The organism is Corynebacterium guaraldiae (assembly GCF_053480195.1).
Window position 1 is genome coordinate 18,402 of the sequence record NZ_JBRBAU010000011.1, and the last position, 16,852, is coordinate 35,253.

Annotated in this window: 14 protein-coding genes; 6 read left to right on the plus strand and 8 right to left on the minus strand. The window is 61.5% G+C overall.

The genetic code is table 11. The annotated features are described in order from the left end of the window. The first annotated feature begins 38 nt into the window (after positions 1 to 38). Positions 39 to 899, plus strand: coding sequence for an HhH-GPD family protein (locus ACUY3D_RS09430; protein WP_448240970.1), 861 nt, complete (start codon positions 39 to 41; stop codon positions 897 to 899). Here ACUY3D_RS09430 and ACUY3D_RS09435 read toward each other — a convergent pair. Then, positions 865 to 2,181 carry a threonine/serine exporter family protein gene (locus ACUY3D_RS09435; RefSeq protein WP_448240972.1) on the minus strand — a complete coding sequence of 439 codons (1,317 nt, stop codon included), beginning with the start codon at positions 2,179 to 2,181 and terminating at the stop codon, positions 865 to 867. The genes ACUY3D_RS09430 and ACUY3D_RS09435 overlap by 35 nt on opposite strands. Continuing rightward, entirely contained in the window at positions 2,181 to 2,351 is a 171-nt protein-coding gene (locus ACUY3D_RS09440) for a DUF4236 domain-containing protein (RefSeq protein ID WP_083299135.1), read from the minus strand. The genes ACUY3D_RS09435 and ACUY3D_RS09440 overlap by 1 nt, the downstream gene beginning before the upstream one ends. A 78-nt stretch (positions 2,352 to 2,429) precedes the next feature. On the opposite strand from ACUY3D_RS09440, the gene ACUY3D_RS09445 reads away from it, so the two are divergent. Further along, positions 2,430 to 3,656, plus strand: coding sequence for a lipase family protein (locus tag ACUY3D_RS09445; RefSeq protein WP_070522772.1), 1,227 nt, complete (start codon positions 2,430 to 2,432; stop codon positions 3,654 to 3,656). Between the two features lie 3 nt (positions 3,657 to 3,659). Here ACUY3D_RS09445 and ACUY3D_RS09450 read toward each other — a convergent pair whose 3' ends face one another. Beyond that, positions 3,660 to 4,541, minus strand: a complete 882-nt coding sequence (locus tag ACUY3D_RS09450) for a DUF1266 domain-containing protein (RefSeq protein WP_448240973.1) — start codon at positions 4,539 to 4,541, stop codon at positions 3,660 to 3,662. Between the two features lie 84 nt (positions 4,542 to 4,625). On the opposite strand from ACUY3D_RS09450, the gene ACUY3D_RS09455 reads away from it, so the two are divergent. From ACUY3D_RS09455 to ACUY3D_RS09465, 3 genes are all read left to right on the plus strand, one after another. Further along, complete coding sequence (locus ACUY3D_RS09455) at positions 4,626 to 5,186, plus strand: hypothetical protein (protein ID WP_070532271.1); 561 nt, start codon at positions 4,626 to 4,628, stop codon at positions 5,184 to 5,186. Next, positions 5,186 to 6,046 (plus strand): hypothetical protein, encoded by an 861-nt coding sequence (locus tag ACUY3D_RS09460; RefSeq protein ID WP_070522763.1) that lies wholly within the window; start codon positions 5,186 to 5,188, stop codon positions 6,044 to 6,046. Before ACUY3D_RS09455 ends, ACUY3D_RS09460 begins: the two co-directional genes overlap by 1 nt. A gap of 80 nt (positions 6,047 to 6,126) precedes the next feature. Next, positions 6,127 to 7,017: a cation diffusion facilitator family transporter gene (locus tag ACUY3D_RS09465; RefSeq protein ID WP_070522760.1), complete on the plus strand. Its 891-nt coding sequence runs from the start codon at positions 6,127 to 6,129 to the stop codon at positions 7,015 to 7,017. Between the two features lie 143 nt (positions 7,018 to 7,160). Here ACUY3D_RS09465 and ACUY3D_RS09470 read toward each other — a convergent pair whose 3' ends face one another. Continuing rightward, entirely contained in the window at positions 7,161 to 9,938 is a 2,778-nt protein-coding gene (locus ACUY3D_RS09470; protein ID WP_070522758.1) for an ATP-dependent Clp protease ATP-binding subunit, read from the minus strand. A gap of 254 nt (positions 9,939 to 10,192) precedes the next feature. On the opposite strand from ACUY3D_RS09470, the gene ACUY3D_RS09475 reads away from it, so the two are divergent. Further along, a complete protein-coding gene (locus ACUY3D_RS09475) occupies positions 10,193 to 11,452 on the plus strand; it encodes a serine/threonine protein kinase (protein WP_448241012.1) in 1,260 nt (419 codons plus the stop codon). Positions 11,453 to 11,459: 7 nt separating this feature from the next. Here the strand turns inward: ACUY3D_RS09475 and ACUY3D_RS09480 are convergent, their stop codons facing one another. From ACUY3D_RS09480 to lysS, 4 genes are all read right to left on the minus strand, one after another. After that, positions 11,460 to 12,860, minus strand: a complete 1,401-nt coding sequence (locus ACUY3D_RS09480) for an MDR family MFS transporter (RefSeq protein ID WP_070523012.1) — start codon at positions 12,858 to 12,860, stop codon at positions 11,460 to 11,462. A 158-nt stretch (positions 12,861 to 13,018) separates the two neighbouring features. Continuing rightward, a complete protein-coding gene (locus tag ACUY3D_RS09485) occupies positions 13,019 to 13,963 on the minus strand; it encodes a hypothetical protein (protein WP_070532269.1) in 945 nt (314 codons plus the stop codon). 31 nt (positions 13,964 to 13,994) lie between these two features. Continuing rightward, a complete protein-coding gene (locus ACUY3D_RS09490) occupies positions 13,995 to 14,954 on the minus strand; it encodes a hypothetical protein (protein ID WP_070532267.1) in 960 nt (319 codons plus the stop codon). Positions 14,955 to 15,124: 170 nt separating this feature from the next. Beyond that, on the minus strand, positions 15,125 to 16,699 hold the full coding sequence (gene lysS, locus ACUY3D_RS09495) for a lysine--tRNA ligase (protein ID WP_070532265.1): 1,575 nt from the start codon (positions 16,697 to 16,699) through the stop codon (positions 15,125 to 15,127). Between the last annotated feature and the right edge of the window lie 153 nt (positions 16,700 to 16,852).

The window sequence follows — 16,852 nt, forward strand, 5'->3', positions numbered from 1 at the left end:
TCTTAGCTTAGACCTCAGCGCCCTACACTGAGGTGCCTATGGATACCCAAGCTGTCGTGGAATGGTTCGATGCCCATGAGCGCCCCCTGCCGTGGCGCCGACCGGGTACCTCAGCGTGGGGTGTGCTCTTAAGCGAGGTCATGAGCCAACAGACCCCCGTCGCACGCGTGGCCCCACAGTGGGAGGAGTGGATGCGCCGCTGGCCCACCCCACACGACCTCGCGGCGGCGTCCAAAGCGGACGTACTGCGCGCTTGGGGAAAGCTGGGCTACCCGCGCCGCGCGCTGCGCTTGTGGGAGTGCGCGAAGGAGATTGGTGAGGGGGCGGTTCCGGGGGACGTCGACAAGCTCTTGGCGTTGCCCGGGATCGGTGAGTACACCGCGCGCGCCGTGGCGTGTTTCCATTTTGGCCACAACGTTCCGGTGGTGGATACCAACGTGCGCCGCGTCTACGCCCGCGCTGAGGAGGGCCGCTTCCTCGCGCCACCTCCCGCAAAACGCGAGCTGGCACAGGTGGAAGCATTGCTTCCGGAAGAAAATGGGCCACGTTTTTCCGCCGCGCTCATGGAACTTGGTGCCTTGGTGTGCACGGCCAAGAACCCCGACTGCGCCGCCTGCCCCATCAAGGCCTCGTGCGCGTGGCAGCTCGCGGGCTGTCCGGAACCCAGCGAGGAGGAAGCAGCGCGGGCAAAGAAGCGCGTGCAGAAGTTCACCGGCACGGACCGCCAGGTGCGCGGGCTGCTTCTCGACGTCCTCCGAGGCTCACCCCACCCAGTTCCCCAAGCCGACCTGGATGCGGTGTGGCCGGACGCGACGCAGCGCTCGCGGGCGCAGGCCTCACTACTCGAGGACGGGTTGATGGATGTCAACGACGAGGGTCTGTTCCACCTGCCGCACTAGGCACGTGTGAGAAGTCGATGAGGTGGCCGAAGGTCCAATCGCGGTCAGTTAGCAGGCGGGCGAGGATAAGCCCGCAGCCAATGGCCGCCACGGCCATCGAGGCGGTAGCGAAGTTGCTCAAGGCTTGGTCCATGTTCCCCACGTTGAGGTGATAAACGGTGCGGAACATGGAGGTTCCCGGGATCATGATGACGGACGCGGGCACCGTCGTGGTGATGCGCGGTAGGTGTGCGCGTTTGGAGGCAACCGCGCCCAAGAGTCCGACGATGAGACCGCCGGCGAAAGCACCGACGTAACTTGTGGCTCCGACCCCGATGAGGATTAGGCGTACGAGGTTGGCCACCGTTCCCACCGCGGCCGCCACGAGCACCATCCGGCGCGAGGAATTAAAGAGGAACGCGAATCCGGAAATGCCCAGGAAGCTGGCTGCTGCGGCGGCGAGGTACCACACCGGCGCATAGACGGGGGTACCCGGTTCCGGAGTAAGCTCCGTGGTCCAGCTGACCAGGGCCACGGTAAAGGTGGCTGCGGTGATCACCGTCAGCGCGTAGGTCAGGCGGGAAAGCCCGGCCTCGAAGTCGAAGCGAGCGAGGTCAATGAGCGCGGAGAACAGGGGAAATCCGGGAACGAGGAAGAGCACCGCGGCCACGTAGCCCGAGGAAAACTCTGACGGGTCCGCCACTCCGGCGGCGGCCACGGCCTCGGTGGTGAAGAAGTACACGAGGCTGGCCACCGTTCCGGCTGCCACGATGCACCCCAGTTGGTGGACGTGCTTGCCGTGCAAAACCGCGCGGGTGAGCTGACCACAAAAGGCGGCGAGGGCTACCAGCAGAATCGCCAGCGGCGTAAAGAAGTTCAGGACCGCGAAAGAGGCGCACGCAATGGACGCCGCCGCAGCTAGGAGCCAGCGGTTCCACCGCTTGACCACGTTGGCCTCGATGACGTCGAGCATCTTTGTGAGTTCTTCCGCCGTGATGCCCGCGTACAGCCGGTGGTGGGTCAGGTCCTCTAGGGCTTCTATCCGGGAAGCGTCGACAGCCGGCGAATGCTGTTGCGCCACCACCGTGCGGAAGTCGCGGCCACGGTGGAACGTACAGGTGATCTGTGTGACGCCAACGTTGGCGTCGAGCCGATCAAAGCCGAGCGCGCGGGCGGCACGTTTCATGCCGCGCAGCACGCGGTAGCCGGACGTTCCCGCACCCATGAGCATCATGCCTAGGCGCAGGACGACGTCGGCCTCGTACCCCATACGGACATAGTCGCTGCTGGGGTGAGAAGTCATTAGCGCCAGCGCCCCCGGAAGTTCAGTCCACCTGGAAGATTGACCCACATGCCGCCGCGGGAGTTAAAGGTCACGGGACCGACCTTTGTTGACATCGAGGCACCGGAGCCGGAGAGATTGATCCAGCTATTTTTTCCGGTCTTCTTGCGCTTGCGAAAATAAATGCCCATGCGCGCTAGCTTAGCGCAGCGACGTCTCAGCGCAGCGAAGTCGCTGCGCACCGGCGACAGAGCGATTACCCTTACGGCATGAATCTAATCTCTCCTCGCGCACTCGTGGCGGCCCTTACGCTGGCGGCTTCTGCGCTGCTGCCCGTCACAGCATCGGCTACACCCGGCACGCCGACCTCCGCCCATCCGATTGACCACCTCGCAGGCGTCTCCGGCGTCACTGCGGAGAAGATCTCCTATGAGTCCACGCTCATGGACGGCTCCCCCACCACCGTCACCGGCGTCATCTACGAGCCTTCCGCTGCCTGGAGCGGCCCGGGTGAGCGCCCCACCATCATCTTCGCACCCGGCACCCGCGGCGCGGGCGACCAGTGCGCTCCGTCCAATGCCACGCAGTCGGTGGGCAACGTCGCGCTGGGTCCGGCCAATCAGGTCACGCTCAATATGAACTACGAGTACGCGCTGTACCAATACGCCGCGCAACAGGGCGTGCGCGTGGTCACGACCGACCTGGTTGGACTCGGCACACCAGGTCACCACACCTATGTCAACCACATCGAGGAAGCACACGCGGTTCTCGACGCCGCCCGCGCCGCCCTCCGCCACGCGAACGCGCCGGCCGATGCCCCCGTGGGTTTTGCTGGCTATTCCCAAGGAGGCGGTGCGGCCGCGGCCGCAGCCGAGTACGCGGAAACCTATGCACCGGAGCTCAACGTCAAGGGCACCTACGCCGGTGCCCCGCCGGCCGATCTTTTCGAGGTCATGAACGCGGTCGATGGCTCCTCCATCGTTCACGTGTTGGGCTATGCCATCAACGGCTATGCGGAGCGCAGCCCTGAGTTTTATAACGAGGTCGTCACCGAGATGAACCCGCGCGGCATGCACTTCCTTGCCAGCGCCGCCCACGCCTGCATTGGTGATTCGATTGCGACGTGGGGCTTTACCCGCACCAGCCAGCTGACCAAGACGGGCGAGTCCTTCGGCGAACTTGTGCGCCGCAAACCGGCTGCCGCCCAGATGCTTGCGGAGCAACGACTGGGCCAGCGTGCCCTCAACGCCCCGATGCTGGTCATGAACTCCCCCACCGATGACCTCATCCCCTACGAGCAAGCTCGCGCGATGGCCGGTAGCTACTGCTCACTCGGCGGCACCGTCCAGTTTGACGCCGCCGACCCCGTCGACGTTCTTCCCCACTCCGGGGCCAACCACGCCGTTGGCATCATCAACTCGGTTCCGCGCGGCGTGGACTATCTGATCGATCGCTTCAAGGATGTCCCCGCACCCTCTAACTGCCAGGCTTCCTAAGACTTAGTGCAAACCACCCAAGGATGAGAATGGCTCCTCGGCCTGGATGTCGTGCAAGGGCACGCGCACCCAAGGCGAATCACTGTGTGCGAGCAGCTCGGTGAGCCGTTGCGATTGATCCTTCATCGCAGCGGTGACGTCGGGCTCACCATCACTCGCCCAGATCATTCGGCCCCACCAGAAACTTGCGGCTACGTCAGCCCACGACACGAAGTAGCGCTGCAGGGTCGCCACGGCCTTGTCCGAAATCTGAAGGAACTCTTCTGGAGAGATCCACCCCAGCTCCGTTGCCGGGCCACCAACAGCGTGAACACGGATTATGTCCCATGCGCGCGTAGTGGTGGGCAGTGCCGGGGCTGCTGCTTTGGCAAAGCCCTCCGAGCGCAACATCCTCACGAGGTAGCGGAACTTATGTTCTCCAAGGCGCGGATCCGCGCCTTGGGCAATAAAGAAGTCTTTGAGGAACTCGACCTTTTCCTCCACTTCCGCATCTAGCTCGCGCTCGGGGACGTTCTTCACGGCGTATGCGAGGGGTAAAACCAGGTCATTTTCCACGTGCTGGCCACCTTCGAGCAGAGCATCAATAACCTGATACGCTTCCTGTGCACCAGTGACCCCCCAGTTTTGCTCGAGAGATGTTTTGTAGTATTTGGCCGCCCTTGCGTTGATGGCCTCAACCCCTAGCGGGGTCGCAAACGCCTTATTGCTCTTGTACGTCATTCCCCAAGAGTGTCGGCGCACCTCATCGTTGCTCGGCGCCGGTTCCGGCCATGGGAACTTTGTAAGGCGGTAGATCCAAGTGTCATCAAACTTTGCTGGCGTGAACGTTGAGCTCATACCCACACAACGTACCGAGGTTTCTGGCGCGGTTCCGTGGTGCCCCATCCATCACCCCTATGCTGGGGGTGATCTACGCCATAATTCAGCGCACCCAGTCACAGTTTTTGATGTGTTGTTAGTCTCGTGTGCATGACAGGACCCCAAATTGCAATGACAGACCGGCCAGATCTCGGTGCTGCGCTTAAACGTGCTGGTGATTCTGAGATTGTGCACGCTGCCGCCGCAGCCGTTGTAGAAGGCCTTGGTGTCGACGAAATTGTGCTGGAAGCCGCCGCTACGAAAGCTAGCGGGGTGGATGGTGCCGCGTTTGTCACCAACCGAAGGATCCTCGTGACCGCCGATAAGAAGGATCCATCTCATTTTGAGTTCCTTGAACTTGACAACCTGGGCAACGTCACAGTTCTGCCCTACCAGGATGGCTGGGCCGTCGTGGCTCAACTCTACAACACATACAAAGTGTGGAGCGGGTTCACGGAAAAGGCCGCGCGTCGCGTGCAGTTTGCCGCCCAGTGGGCCCTGACCGCAGGCCGGGAGGCACGAACGGAGGCCTCGCGCGCGGTGTCTTCGGAGGAGCTTTTTAAGCGGTGGAAAGAAAACAAGCACCGTCTCAATCGCAATAGCTTTGAAGAGCACGTTGAGTCGATGCGCTCCCTGTATTCCGATATTGATTCACGGTGGTGGACTGAATAATGAGCCGACTTGCATACCCGGGTTCGCCCGATCACCTTAACGGGGCGGAAGACACATCACACATCAAAGAAGGCCAGACAGTTGCGGATAATGGCTACCGCCATTTCATCAAGCATGGCGAACTACTAGACCCAGGCGCAGCTTCGAAGAATGCATCAGGCACCGCCTCCACGTCGAACCCCACCGCAGGCACGACAGGTTCCCATACCGATGCCCCGAAGCAAGGCCTCAGTGTAAAGAAGCAGCTGTTGCTCCTTCCGCTAGTAATCGCGGTCATCGTGGTGGTAGCGATTGGTTACGTCGCAGCTAAAGATGCCCTCTTTGGTGACAAGTCTGAGGATTCCGCCGCGCCTGCGCAGCCCGCCGCTGAAGCACCTGCCGATTCCGGGGCTTCCAACGGTGACACCGCCGGCGAGACCGGTGGCGATACTGCTGGCGACGCTCAAAGCGGCCTCACTCCTACCGACCATGCGCCCGAGCCGATTGCTGACTTCGTGGAAGTGTGCACAGATTATGAAGTGATGTTCAGCTACTACGGCGCGGATAACTCCCCTGCCCCAGAAGCGAAGGGCACCAACTGTTCCGTGGATACTACGAAGGCGCCTGAGGTTGGTTATGTAGTCTTCACCGATGATCCTGCTGCCACCGCCGCCGTTCGTGACGGCAAGCCCGTCTTGGACGCCGCTGAGATTCCGGCAGAATCAACGCGCGGTTCCACATTCAAGGCACAGCGATTGGAGGCCATCTTCACTGTTCAGGAGATCCTCGCGGATGATAAGGGAATCGTTGAGTACATGATCAAGAGTGATGACCCTGAAGTAGCAAAGAAAGCTCTGGTAGACCTCGGCGTGGCCAAGTAGAGCTAGAACGCACACTTTTGCCCGCCGCCATACGTTTTCATTTTATTGTCAATAAGCGTTGGTGGTGATAGGCTGAGTGCATGGCACACGAGCACCACGACCATGATCACTCCAGCACGCCGCTGCGCGCGCTCCTGATTGCGCTCAGTATTACCGGCATTGTCTTCTTCGCGGAGCTAATCGGCGGATGGTTGGCGGGCTCGATGGCACTGATGGCGGATGCGATGCACATGCTTTCCGACGCCGCGGGACTCATCATTGCGGTGATCGCAGTGTTGGTTGGGCGGCGCCAAGCATCAGCCCAGGCCACCTACGGCTACCGGCGAGTAGAGGTACTTGCGGCGCTAGCCAACGCAGTAATGGTGCTGGCAATCTCAGTGTGGATTGTCGTCGAGGCGGTGCGCCGCCTGCAGAGCCCGGCCGAGGTACAGGGCAAGGCGATGCTGATCATCGCGGTGATCGGCCTGGTAGCCAATGCGCTCTCGGCGTGGGTGCTGCACCGGCACCGCGAGTCCTCGATCAACGTGGAAGGCGCGTTCTTACACGTACTGGTGGACTTGCTCGGCTCGGTCGCGGTGATCGTAGCGGGCATCGTGGTGCTGACCACGGGATTTGTGGCGGCGGACGTGATCGCCTCTTTAGTCATCGCGGCGATGGTGCTCCCACGCGCGTGGCAGCTCATGCGGTTGTCGGCAAGCGTTCTGCTCGAGCAGGTTCCGGCGGGCTTCGACGCCAGCGTGATCGAACCCGTGCTGCGTCGGGTCGAAGGCGTTGCCGACATCCATGACCTGCACCTGTGGAGCCTGGACGGAGTCAACGTTCTCACGACCGTGCACATCGTGCGCGACGGCACCGTCGACACCGGTCCGCTGTTAGATGCCGCCCAGCACGTTCTGCGCGAACATGGCATCGAGCACTCCACCATCCAAATCGAGCCCCCAGAACACGAATCCCACGAGACAGTGTGCTGATTCTGTTCTAGTTGTGGGCACGCCGCCCACCGGGCCGTCCCGCCCACCGGTCACGCAAAGAAAGCCCCGAACCGCACGGAGTGTCACTCGCATGCGGTTCGGGGCTAATCCTTATAGGCCCAGCGCGGGGCCCAAGTCAGCGCTTAGAGCGGCTGGCCAGCACCGGCACCAGCCGGCGGCGGATTGCCGTCATCACCATCGTTGTTGTGGGATTCCTCGGCGGAGTCGCTACCAGACTCATCGAGGACATCCGGGGTGACGGTGTCAGGACCATCGGAATTCGGACCGTGGGATCCCTCATCGATCTCGGTGGCTAGTTCCTCATCGGCCTCGCGCACGGCGGTTTCCTCGAGCTCCTTGTCGAAGGTGTCCTCCGGCAGCGGGCGCGGACGCGGGGTGAAGGTAAAGGTTGCGGAAGAGTTGTCCTTGGACTCACCATCCCAGCCTTCAACATCCACGGTGATGATCTCACCGGCGCCAATTTCACCGAAGAGGATCTTCTCGGAGAGCTGGTCCTCAATCTCGCGCTGGATGGTGCGGCGCAACGGGCGAGCGCCCAAGACCGGATCGAAGCCACGCTTGGCAAGAAGATCCTTGGCCTTCTGGGTGAGCTCGATGCCCATGTCACGCTCGGAAAGCTGCTTCTCGACGCGTCCGATGAGCAGCTCCACCATCTCGACGATCTGCTCCTGGGTGAGCTGGTGGAAGACCACAATCTCATCGATACGGTTGAGGAACTCAGGGCGGAAGTGCTTCTTCAGCTCGTCGTTGACCTTGTTCTTCATGCGCTCATACTGCGCATCCGAATCATTCTCCGAGGAGCCGGTGAAGCCCAAGCCCACGGCCTTCGAGATGTCCTGGGTGCCCAGGTTGGAGGTGAAGATGAGCACCGTATTCTTGAAGTCCACGATGCGGCCCTGGCCATCGGTCAGGCGGCCGTCCTCCAGCACCTGCAGCAAGGTGTTGTAGATCTCCTTGTGGGCCTTCTCGATCTCGTCGAAGAGGACCACGGAGAACGGCTTACGGCGGACCTTCTCCGTCAGCTGGCCGCCTTCCTCGTAGCCGACGTATCCCGGAGGAGCACCGAAGAGACGGGAGGCGGTGAAGCGGTCGTGGAACTCACCCATATCGATCTGGATAAGGTCATCATCCGAACCGAAGAGGAAGTTAGCCAAGGACTTCGACAACTCCGTCTTACCCACACCGGACGGGCCGGCGAAGATGAAGGAACCGGAAGGACGGCGCGGATCCTTCAGACCAGCACGGGTGCGGCGAATGGCGCGGGACACAGCCTTGACGGCTTCGTCCTGGCCAATGATGCGCTTGTGCAGCTCCTCCTCCATGTTGAGGAGGCGGTTGGATTCCTTCTCCGTGAGCTTGAGAACCGGAATGCCAGTCCAGTGAGCCAGGACCTCTGCGATCTGTTCCTCACCGACCTCAGCGATCTCCTCTAGGTCACCGGAACGCCACTGCTTTTCCTTCTCCGCGCGCTCTTCACCCAGCTTGCGCTCCTTATCGCGCAAGCCAGCGGCCTTCTCAAAGTCCTGGGCGTCGATCGCAGCTTCCTTCTCCTTGCGGACCTCAGCGATGCGGTCATCGACCTCGCGCAGGCCCTCCGGAGCGGTCATGCGCTTGATACGCATGCGGGCACCGGCCTCATCGAGGAGGTCCACGGCCTTATCCGGCAGGAAGCGGTCGTTGATGTAGCGGTCAGACAGGGAGGCCGCCGCCTTCAGTGCCTCGTCGGTATAGGAGACACGGTGGTGTGCCTCGTACTTATCGCGCAGGCCTTTGAGGATGAGGATGGTGTCATCGAGAGAAGGCTCTTCCACCTTGACCGGCTGGAAGCGGCGCTCGAGAGCGGCGTCCTTCTCAATGTGCTTGCGGTACTCATCCAGCGTGGTGGCACCGATGGTCTGCAGCTCGCCACGGGCCAGCTTCGGCTTCAGCAGCGACGCGGCGTCGATAGCGCCCTCGGCGGCACCGGCGCCGACCAAGGTGTGGATCTCATCGATGAAGAGGATGATGTCACCGCGCTGGTTAATCTCCTTGAGCACCTTCTTCAGGCGTTCCTCAAAGTCACCGCGGTAGCGCGAACCGGCCACCAGGGAGCCCAGGTCCAGCGAGTAGAGCTGCTTATCCTTGAGGGTCTCCGGGACCTTGCCGTTGACGATATCGAGAGCCAAGCCTTCGACCACGGCGGTTTTACCCACGCCGGGCTCACCGATGAGCACCGGGTTATTCTTCGTGCGGCGGGACAGCACCTGCATAATGCGCTCGATCTCGGAATCGCGGCCCACCACTGGGTCCAGCTTGCCATCGCGCGCAGCCTGGGTGAGGTTGCGGCCGAACTGGTCCAGCACCAGAGAGTTGGAACGCTCACCGGAGCCGCCCGAGCCGCCACGGCCGCCCTGGCCAGCGCCAGCACCAGCGCCAACCGGGCCGGCACCGCCCTGGGACTGGTTGCCTTCGCCCTCGTTGCCCTCATATCCGGAGAGCAGCTGGATAACCTGCTGGCGAACGCGCGGCAAGTCAGCACCCAACTTGGTCAGCACCTGCGCAGCCACACCATCACCCTCACGGATGAGGCCGAGGAGCAGGAACTCGGTGCCAATGTATTTGTGCCCCATCTGGAGGCCCTCACGCAGCGAGAGCTCGAGGACCTTCTTGGCGCGCGGGGTAAATGGGATGTGGCCTGTGTGCGGCTGAGAACCTTGACCAATGATCTCTTCCACCTCACGGCGGACATCCTCCAGCGAGATGCCCATGGACTCCAAGGCCTTGGCTGCTACACCTTCACCTTCATGGATAAGCCCCAGGAGGATGTGCTCGGTGCCGATGTAATTGTGGTTGAGCATGCGTGCTTCCTCCTGCGCCAAAACGATGACGCGGCGAGCACGGTCAGTAAACCTCTCGAACATTACCTCTTACCTTTCGCTTTAAATGTGTCATCCACTCTAACGCGCGGGGCGGACACTCCATTCACGATTTTTCTCCCCACTTCCCCTAAATCCCCGTTTCCGCAGGCAACGGCACTGTACGCCGGTAGCGAACAGGCAGTAGAAAGCCCGCATCACGCACCAGCCTGCCATGGAGGCTTCATCCCCTTAGAATGAAGAGGATTCTATAAATCTCATCGTCGACTCTCCGCGAAGGATTTCCCCTCACCGTGTCTATGCTCCCAGAATTTTTCACCACCCAGCACCAGCTGCGCCAAAAGGCAGTCTTGGACCAAGGAGCTGACTCCGCGCTCTTCCTCGTGGAAGATCCCTCACACGATGAGATGCTCGTGGAAATCTACGCCCCAGAGCACCGCGGCGTGCTCCGCCAGTCCGGCATTGTAGGACAGCTACAGCACAGCGCCATCGCACCCATCGTGGGCACAGGCACGATGAACAGCGGTCAGGAATTCTTTGTGCGCCGCAGCCTGCCGGGCGAGCAGCTTTCTAACTTCACCTCCTCCGGCGTTGGCGCGCACCACCTGTCCCGGGAGGAAGCCCTCGCCGTCTTTGCTCCATTGGCAGACGCTACTGACTTTCTGCTCAACAAGGGCCGCGCCAACTACGCCATCCGCGCGCTCAATCCGCGTCGCATCATCCTGACCGATAACCGCTCGAATGCCTTCTTCGCTGCGGTCGGACCAGCCTCAAGTAACGAAGCTCCCAACGCAACAGCGAAAGAAGCAATCGACCGCCTCGCGCGCATCGTCGCCGCTGCCTGCCCTTCCTTCCGCGCAGCTGCCGCTTATCCCTCGGCTGCTGCCGTCGTTGACTCGCTGCGTAGCGCGGGCGCGACCAGCACCAACACGGCTAGCGCGAATACCGCTGGCGCGAACACCGCCGCAACGGGCACGCCGCAGTGGCAACCAGAACAGCCTTACGCCCCCGCCCCACAGGAGGGGTGGGGAACGCAGCCCCAACCGCAGGTCGCAGCATCCGCTCCCGCGAAAGACTCCACCAAGCGCAAGTCGACCTCGAAGAAGAAGGTCTTCACCGGGCTCGGCGTGGGGCTTCTCCTCTTAGCCCTGATCGGCGGCCTACTGTGGTTCTTCTTGGGACGGCCGGCGTGGTCCGAGGCGGAGCAGGCGCTTGTCGACGATCACCCAGGACTCATCAGCTCCCGTCCCGGCGGGGAAGGCTTCAGCGGTGCCACCTGTGATGCCCGCGAACCGGAAGATGGTCAGAACGCGAAGATCACCTGCGTTGGTGACGGTGTGGGCTACTCCGTGGCGCGGTACGGGGACGTCGCCAAGCGCGATGCAGCCGCCCCGACGCAGGATGCACAGGAACTGTCCAACGGACAGTGCACCGTGCGCAGCTACGACGTTTCCGACACCGAGCCGGTGTTCTACATGGGCGCCGAGGACTCCGCCGACGCCGTCCTCGTGTGGGGTGAGGACGCAGAGGAGCTTCGGCTGAACATGCCGCTGTGCTGATTCACGGCTAATTCACGCGCTTGAGCAGCGGCGCAATCACCGCAATGGCGGTGCCGGCCACGCCGGCAAAAAGGAAAGCCCAGTGCGTTCCCTGTGCCGTCGCTGCGGCTGGTCCCATCCCCGCCGCGACACCGGCCTGGGTGCCGCGCGTGAGGAAGACAACGAGGAAGGCCGTTCCCATCGCACCCGCCAGTTGCTGGAAGGTGTTCATGATGGCCGACCCGTGCGAATACAGCTTCTCCGGAAGCGAGGACAGCGCTGTTGTCATCAACGGCGTCATCATCAGGCACATGCCGAAGGAGAAGAGAACGTGCATGCCCACAACCATCCACACGGCTGAGTTCTCGCCCAAGGTGGCCAAGAGCCACAGGCTGGCCACCATAAACAGCGAGCCCGGAATCATGAGCGGGCGCGGGCCATAGGAATCGAAGAGTCGGCCCACAATCGGGGAAAGAAATGCTTGGAGAATTCCACCCGGCATCACCGCCAAACCCGTGGCAAAGGCGGTGACGCCCAGGGTGGTCTGCAGGTAGATGGGCAAGACCGTAACCATTCCCAGCATCAGGCCGAAGGACAATACCAGGATGAGCACCGCGAGCGTGAAGTTGCGAACGCGGAAGGGGCGCATATCCATTAGTGCACGATCCTCGAGCGCCAGACGCCGCTGCCGGCGGATGAAGACGATGAGCGCGATGACGCCCACCACGGTGACGGCGATGTCTACCCAGGCGCCACCCTGCAGCATCTTTTCAATCGAAGACAAACCATAGATCAGACCGCCAAATGCACAAGCAGAAAGAAGTACGGAGGGACCGTCGAGTGGGGTATCGCGGTTCTCACCCACATCACTCAGGCGCCAGAGACCAGCCACCAGGATGAGAGCGATGAGCGGCACCATGGCCCAAAAAATGACGTGCCAGGTGAAGCGGTTGAGGATTGCCCCGCCGACCGTGGGGCCCAGCGCCGGGGCGACGGAAATAACCACAGAAATAATGCCCATCACCGTGCCGCGGCGCTGCGGTGGGACCAGAGTCATGGCCACGGTCATGAGAGTGGGGATCATCAACGCAGTCCCGCCTGCTTGCAGGACGCGCCCGAGGAGCAGAGCGACGAAGCTCGGCGCAAGGGCCGCCACCACGGTGCCTGCCAGGAAGAACCCGGCAGAGGCGAAGAAAATCTGGCGCGTGGTGAGCCTCTCCAGCAGGTAACCGGTGGTCGGAATGACGACGGCCATGGTGAGCATGAATCCCGTCAACAACCACTGTGCGCTCGTGGCGGGGATGCCATAGTCCGCCATGATGGCTGGTAGTGCGACGGACAGCGAGGTCTCGTTGAGAATCATGACCATCGCTCCCAGCACCAGGATGCTGAGGTTGATGACTACCTTGGAGGGAATCTCAGCGGACATGCGGCCAGCCACACCTTTCTTTTCTCTGCTCTGGGGATACTCGCGCCAACGCTTCCGATGCCAGCGCGCAAGGAGTTTAGAGTACTCGCAAGGTAGCCGGGGATGCCACATGAGCCGGGGCAGCGAGGTTTCCTCGCTCCCCGGCAGGTGGTGGGGTTTTAAGGAATCGTTTCCATGTTGCGGGACGTGATGACCACGACGCTGCCACCGCTATCCAGGCTGCAGCCCAGCAGCCGGTTTTCTGGGGTATCCTCCCACAGTTTCGGCGCACCGTATGCACAGTGTCCTAGGTCAGTCTCGAGGTGGCCACGGCTTCCGCCCTCGCCAGCCTGCCAATCATGGTTGGCGTATTCATCCAACAATTCCATGGCGTCATTGCAATTCGTGCCGTCCTCTTGCACGTAGACCAAACCGGTGTCTTCACCACGCGTGCCGCTCTCACCACACACCGCACCGGTGTTGGCAATGCCATCCGCGTCCGGTTTCGCCGGGAAGGTATCGGAGTAGTACTGTCCATCATCCTTGACGGTGAAGTGGTGCCCGTTCGACTTGACCACGAACTCATTGCCGCTGTGCGCCTCAAAGGTTCCACCGTCAAAGCTCACGGTCTCGCCCTCGTTGAGCGTTTCAACCTCGGTGGGCCTATAGAACTCGATGGCCCACACAGGGAAGAAGCCACGGTCACTGCGGTAGCTCACCGCGTTTGACCTCCAGCTTTGCATGACTGGCCCCGGATAGATTGGCGGATCAGCAAACTCCACCTTGCAGTTTGGGCCGTCAGTCTCTTCGTGAATGAGGCAGAGGACGCGCCCATCAGGGCTCTTGACGGCCGGGATGGGGTTCGGAATACTCGCCCGATCACCGCCGGCCATAAAGTCCTTCGGATCGCGTTCCTTCAATCCGCCGGGTTTGTCTTTATCGGGCTTGGCGCTGCTCGACGCCGCGGCCTCAGTAGAGCTACTGGAGGCAGACTCAGAGCTAGTGGAGCTGGCTGAGTTCTGTTGAAACTGTGGCTCATCGCCCGCCGGTTCGCTCGTGGAAGAACACGAAGCCACGGCGCAGGCCATGAGGGAGGCAGAAAGGATAGAGAGAAGCTTCTTCATAACAATCATCGTCCCACGAATTAGTGCTGCGCTAGTAGTTATATGTGTATTTCGGAACATCTGGGTGTACAGCGTCGAGAAGAATGACCCGACCATTACCGGACAAATCACCGCAGTGCAGACGGCGTGCATCCGGATCCGGCATGTCAATGTACTCCGGTTCTCGGTAGGAACACTTCCAGCCGTCAAGCTCCAAAATTCCGCGAGAGTTCATTTCTTTGATGTCCCACTCGTAGTTGAAGTACTTGTCCACGATGTCCATTGCAGTCGTGCAATTCGTCCCGTCTGTCTGCACAAAGACTTTCTGACGGCCAAAATTGGTGTCAGCCTCGCCGCAGACGGTACCCACGGGCGCATAGCCATTGGAGTCCGGTTTAAAAGGATAGGTATCCGCCGAAAACTGGCCGCCGTATTTCACGGTGAACTGGTGCCCTTGGGCCTGAACGGTGAATTCATCTGCGCTGGGGGCTTCAAAAACCACACCGTCTATTTCGACCTTCTCGCCTTCCCCCAGCTGCTGCGATGGAACCTGGTCGCCGGCATCCACCACGCCGTTGGGGAAGAAGCCTGCGCCATCTTTGAAGGAAACCATGTTCGCTTCCCATTGCGGGTTCTCGGGGTCAGGCAGGATAGGCGGGTTCTCAAAGCCAACGCTGCACCAAGGCCCTTTAGAGCCCTCAGTCAGAGAACACGACACCCTGCCGTCTGGGCTCCTCACTCCCCAAGCAACCGTGGTCTCATACCTGAACCCAGTGGCGCGGAAGTCCTCGGCATCGCGCTCTTTGAGTCCGGAAGATTGAGAGCCAAACTCCGGCTCGCGATCTGTGGAATCGCTTTCTTCGGCGCTTTCAGAGCTTTGCGCACTGCTTTGAGAACCGGAGGACTCCACAACTTCGAATCGATGGGTTTCCTCGGTTCCTTCATCAGAAGAACACGCAACCAAGCCAGCCGTTACAAGCGGCAGTGTGAGAAGAGAGAGTAGCTTTTTCATGCTTTGTATTTTTCCACGCAGGCAGGCTTCTCGCTGAGTGATGTGCGCTGTGGCAACAAACTGGAGGCTGCAAAACAACAACGCACAAGCCTTCAGCTGTGGGGCTGGTGGCTTGTGCGTTGCGCGCGGAATGTGCCGCGGGGTGAGCTCTGTGCGAGTTGGCCTCGGGCCTACTTCTCCGGCTTCACAATCGGGAAGAGCACGGTCTCACGGATACCCAGGCCAGTCAGGGCCATGAGCAGGCGGTCGATGCCCATGCCCGTGCCGGCTGTCGGAGGCATTCCCTGCTCCATGGCGGCGAGGAAGTCCTCGTCCAAGACCATGGCTTCCTCATCACCGCCGGCGGCCAAGCGCGCCTGATCCTCAAAGCGCTCGCGCTGGATAACGGGATCCACCAGCTCCGAGTATCCGGTAGCCAGCTCGAAGCCGCGCACGTAGAGATCCCACTTCTCGGTCACACCCGGCAGGGAGCGGTGCTGGCGGGTCAGCGGAGAGGTCTCGACCGGGAAGTTCTTCACAAAGATCGGGCCCTCGAGCTGGTCCTCGCAGAGCACCTCCCAGATCTCTTCCACCAGCTTGCCGTGGCCCCAGCCGCCGTCCTTCGGGACGTCGAGCCCGATGACGTCGGCAAGCGCCTTCAGCTCCTCGACGGTGGAGTCGATGGTGACCTCCGGCTGGCCCGGGAACTTGCGTTGCAGAGCCTCGTTGAGTGAGGGGTACATTTCAATCTCCGGCCACTCTTCACCACCGAAGTCATACTCAGTGCCATCCGCCAAGGTGACGGTGGTGGAACCGAAGACCGCACGTGCCACCGACTGGATGGACTCACGGGTGGTACGGGCGCAATCGTTGTAGTCGCCCCACGCGGCGTAGGTCTCCAGCATGGCGAATTCCGGGGAGTGGGAGCGGTCGACGCCCTCGTTGCGGAAGTTGCGGTTGATCTCAAAGACGCGATCGATGCCGCCGACGACGGCGCGCTTAAGGAAGAGCTCCGGCGCGATGCGCAGGTACAGGTCAATGTCCAAAGCATTGGAGTGCGTTACGAACGGGCGGGCTGCTGCACCGCCGTGGAGGGTCTGCAGCATCGGGGTTTCGATCTCTACGAAGCCCTCATCCTCCAGGTAGTTGCGCAGTGCACGCATGACCTTGACGCGGGTCATGGCATTCTTGCGGGCTTCCTCGCGCACGATGAGGTCGTTGTAGCGCTGGCGCACGCGGGTTTCCTCATTCATGTCAGCGAAGGACACCGGAAGCGGGCGCAAGGACTTCGCCGCCATGGTCCATTCGCTAGCCATGACGGAGAGCTCGCCGCGGCGCGAGGCAATTACTCGGCCGTGCACGGAGATGAAATCACCCAAGTCAACGTCGGACTTCCACGCGGCTAGGCGCTCCTCCCCTACCTCTGCAAGGGACAGCATGGCCTGCACCTGGGTACCGTCGCCATCCTGCAGGGTGGCGAAGCACAGCTTGCCGGTATTGCGCATGAAGATGAGGCGGCCGGCGATGGCCACCTCAACGTCAGTCTCCTCACCAGCGCTGAGGTAGGTAACGCCCTCTTCCGCGGCCGGTTCCTCGCCTTCGGCCACTACCTGGAACTGCTGGCGAAGATCCCGCAGAGAGATCGTGCGGTCTACGGTCACCGGATAGGGCTCGGTGCCGGACTCCAACAGTCGGGCACGCTTCTCGCGGCGAATGCGCAGCTGCTCGGGGACGTCAGTAACTTCAGTATTCTTCTTCTCGCTCACGGTTGTCTAGGGTAGTCGATCCCTATACGCTGGCGCGATCCCGGTTCACAGAGTGTTCATCTAGCGGTTAGACAGGATCAACCGCGCGGTCATCTCAACCGTATTAACTCATGACGTCCGTTGCGACACTTCGTTGCGACATCCCCTTGCGCA

Bases quoted from the DNA above. Each gene is read 5' to 3' on its own strand.
- ACUY3D_RS09430 (WP_448240970.1), top strand. From the start codon at position 39: ATGGATACCCAAGCTGTCGTGGAATGGTTCGATGCCCATGAGCGCCCC.
- ACUY3D_RS09435 (WP_448240972.1), bottom strand. From the start codon at position 2,181: ATGACTTCTCACCCCAGCAGCGACTATGTCCGTATGGGGTACGAGGCC.
- ACUY3D_RS09440 (WP_083299135.1), bottom strand. From the start codon at position 2,351: ATGGGCATTTATTTTCGCAAGCGCAAGAAGACCGGAAAAAATAGCTGG.
- ACUY3D_RS09445 (WP_070522772.1), top strand. From the start codon at position 2,430: ATGAATCTAATCTCTCCTCGCGCACTCGTGGCGGCCCTTACGCTGGCG.
- ACUY3D_RS09450 (WP_448240973.1), bottom strand. From the start codon at position 4,541: ATGGGGCACCACGGAACCGCGCCAGAAACCTCGGTACGTTGTGTGGGT.
- ACUY3D_RS09455 (WP_070532271.1), top strand. From the start codon at position 4,626: ATGACAGGACCCCAAATTGCAATGACAGACCGGCCAGATCTCGGTGCT.
- ACUY3D_RS09460 (WP_070522763.1), top strand. From the start codon at position 5,186: ATGAGCCGACTTGCATACCCGGGTTCGCCCGATCACCTTAACGGGGCG.
- ACUY3D_RS09465 (WP_070522760.1), top strand. From the start codon at position 6,127: ATGGCACACGAGCACCACGACCATGATCACTCCAGCACGCCGCTGCGC.
- ACUY3D_RS09470 (WP_070522758.1), bottom strand. From the start codon at position 9,938: ATGTTCGAGAGGTTTACTGACCGTGCTCGCCGCGTCATCGTTTTGGCG.
- ACUY3D_RS09475 (WP_448241012.1), top strand. From the start codon at position 10,193: ATGCTCCCAGAATTTTTCACCACCCAGCACCAGCTGCGCCAAAAGGCA.
- ACUY3D_RS09480 (WP_070523012.1), bottom strand. From the start codon at position 12,860: ATGTCCGCTGAGATTCCCTCCAAGGTAGTCATCAACCTCAGCATCCTG.
- ACUY3D_RS09485 (WP_070532269.1), bottom strand. From the start codon at position 13,963: ATGAAGAAGCTTCTCTCTATCCTTTCTGCCTCCCTCATGGCCTGCGCC.
- ACUY3D_RS09490 (WP_070532267.1), bottom strand. From the start codon at position 14,954: ATGAAAAAGCTACTCTCTCTTCTCACACTGCCGCTTGTAACGGCTGGC.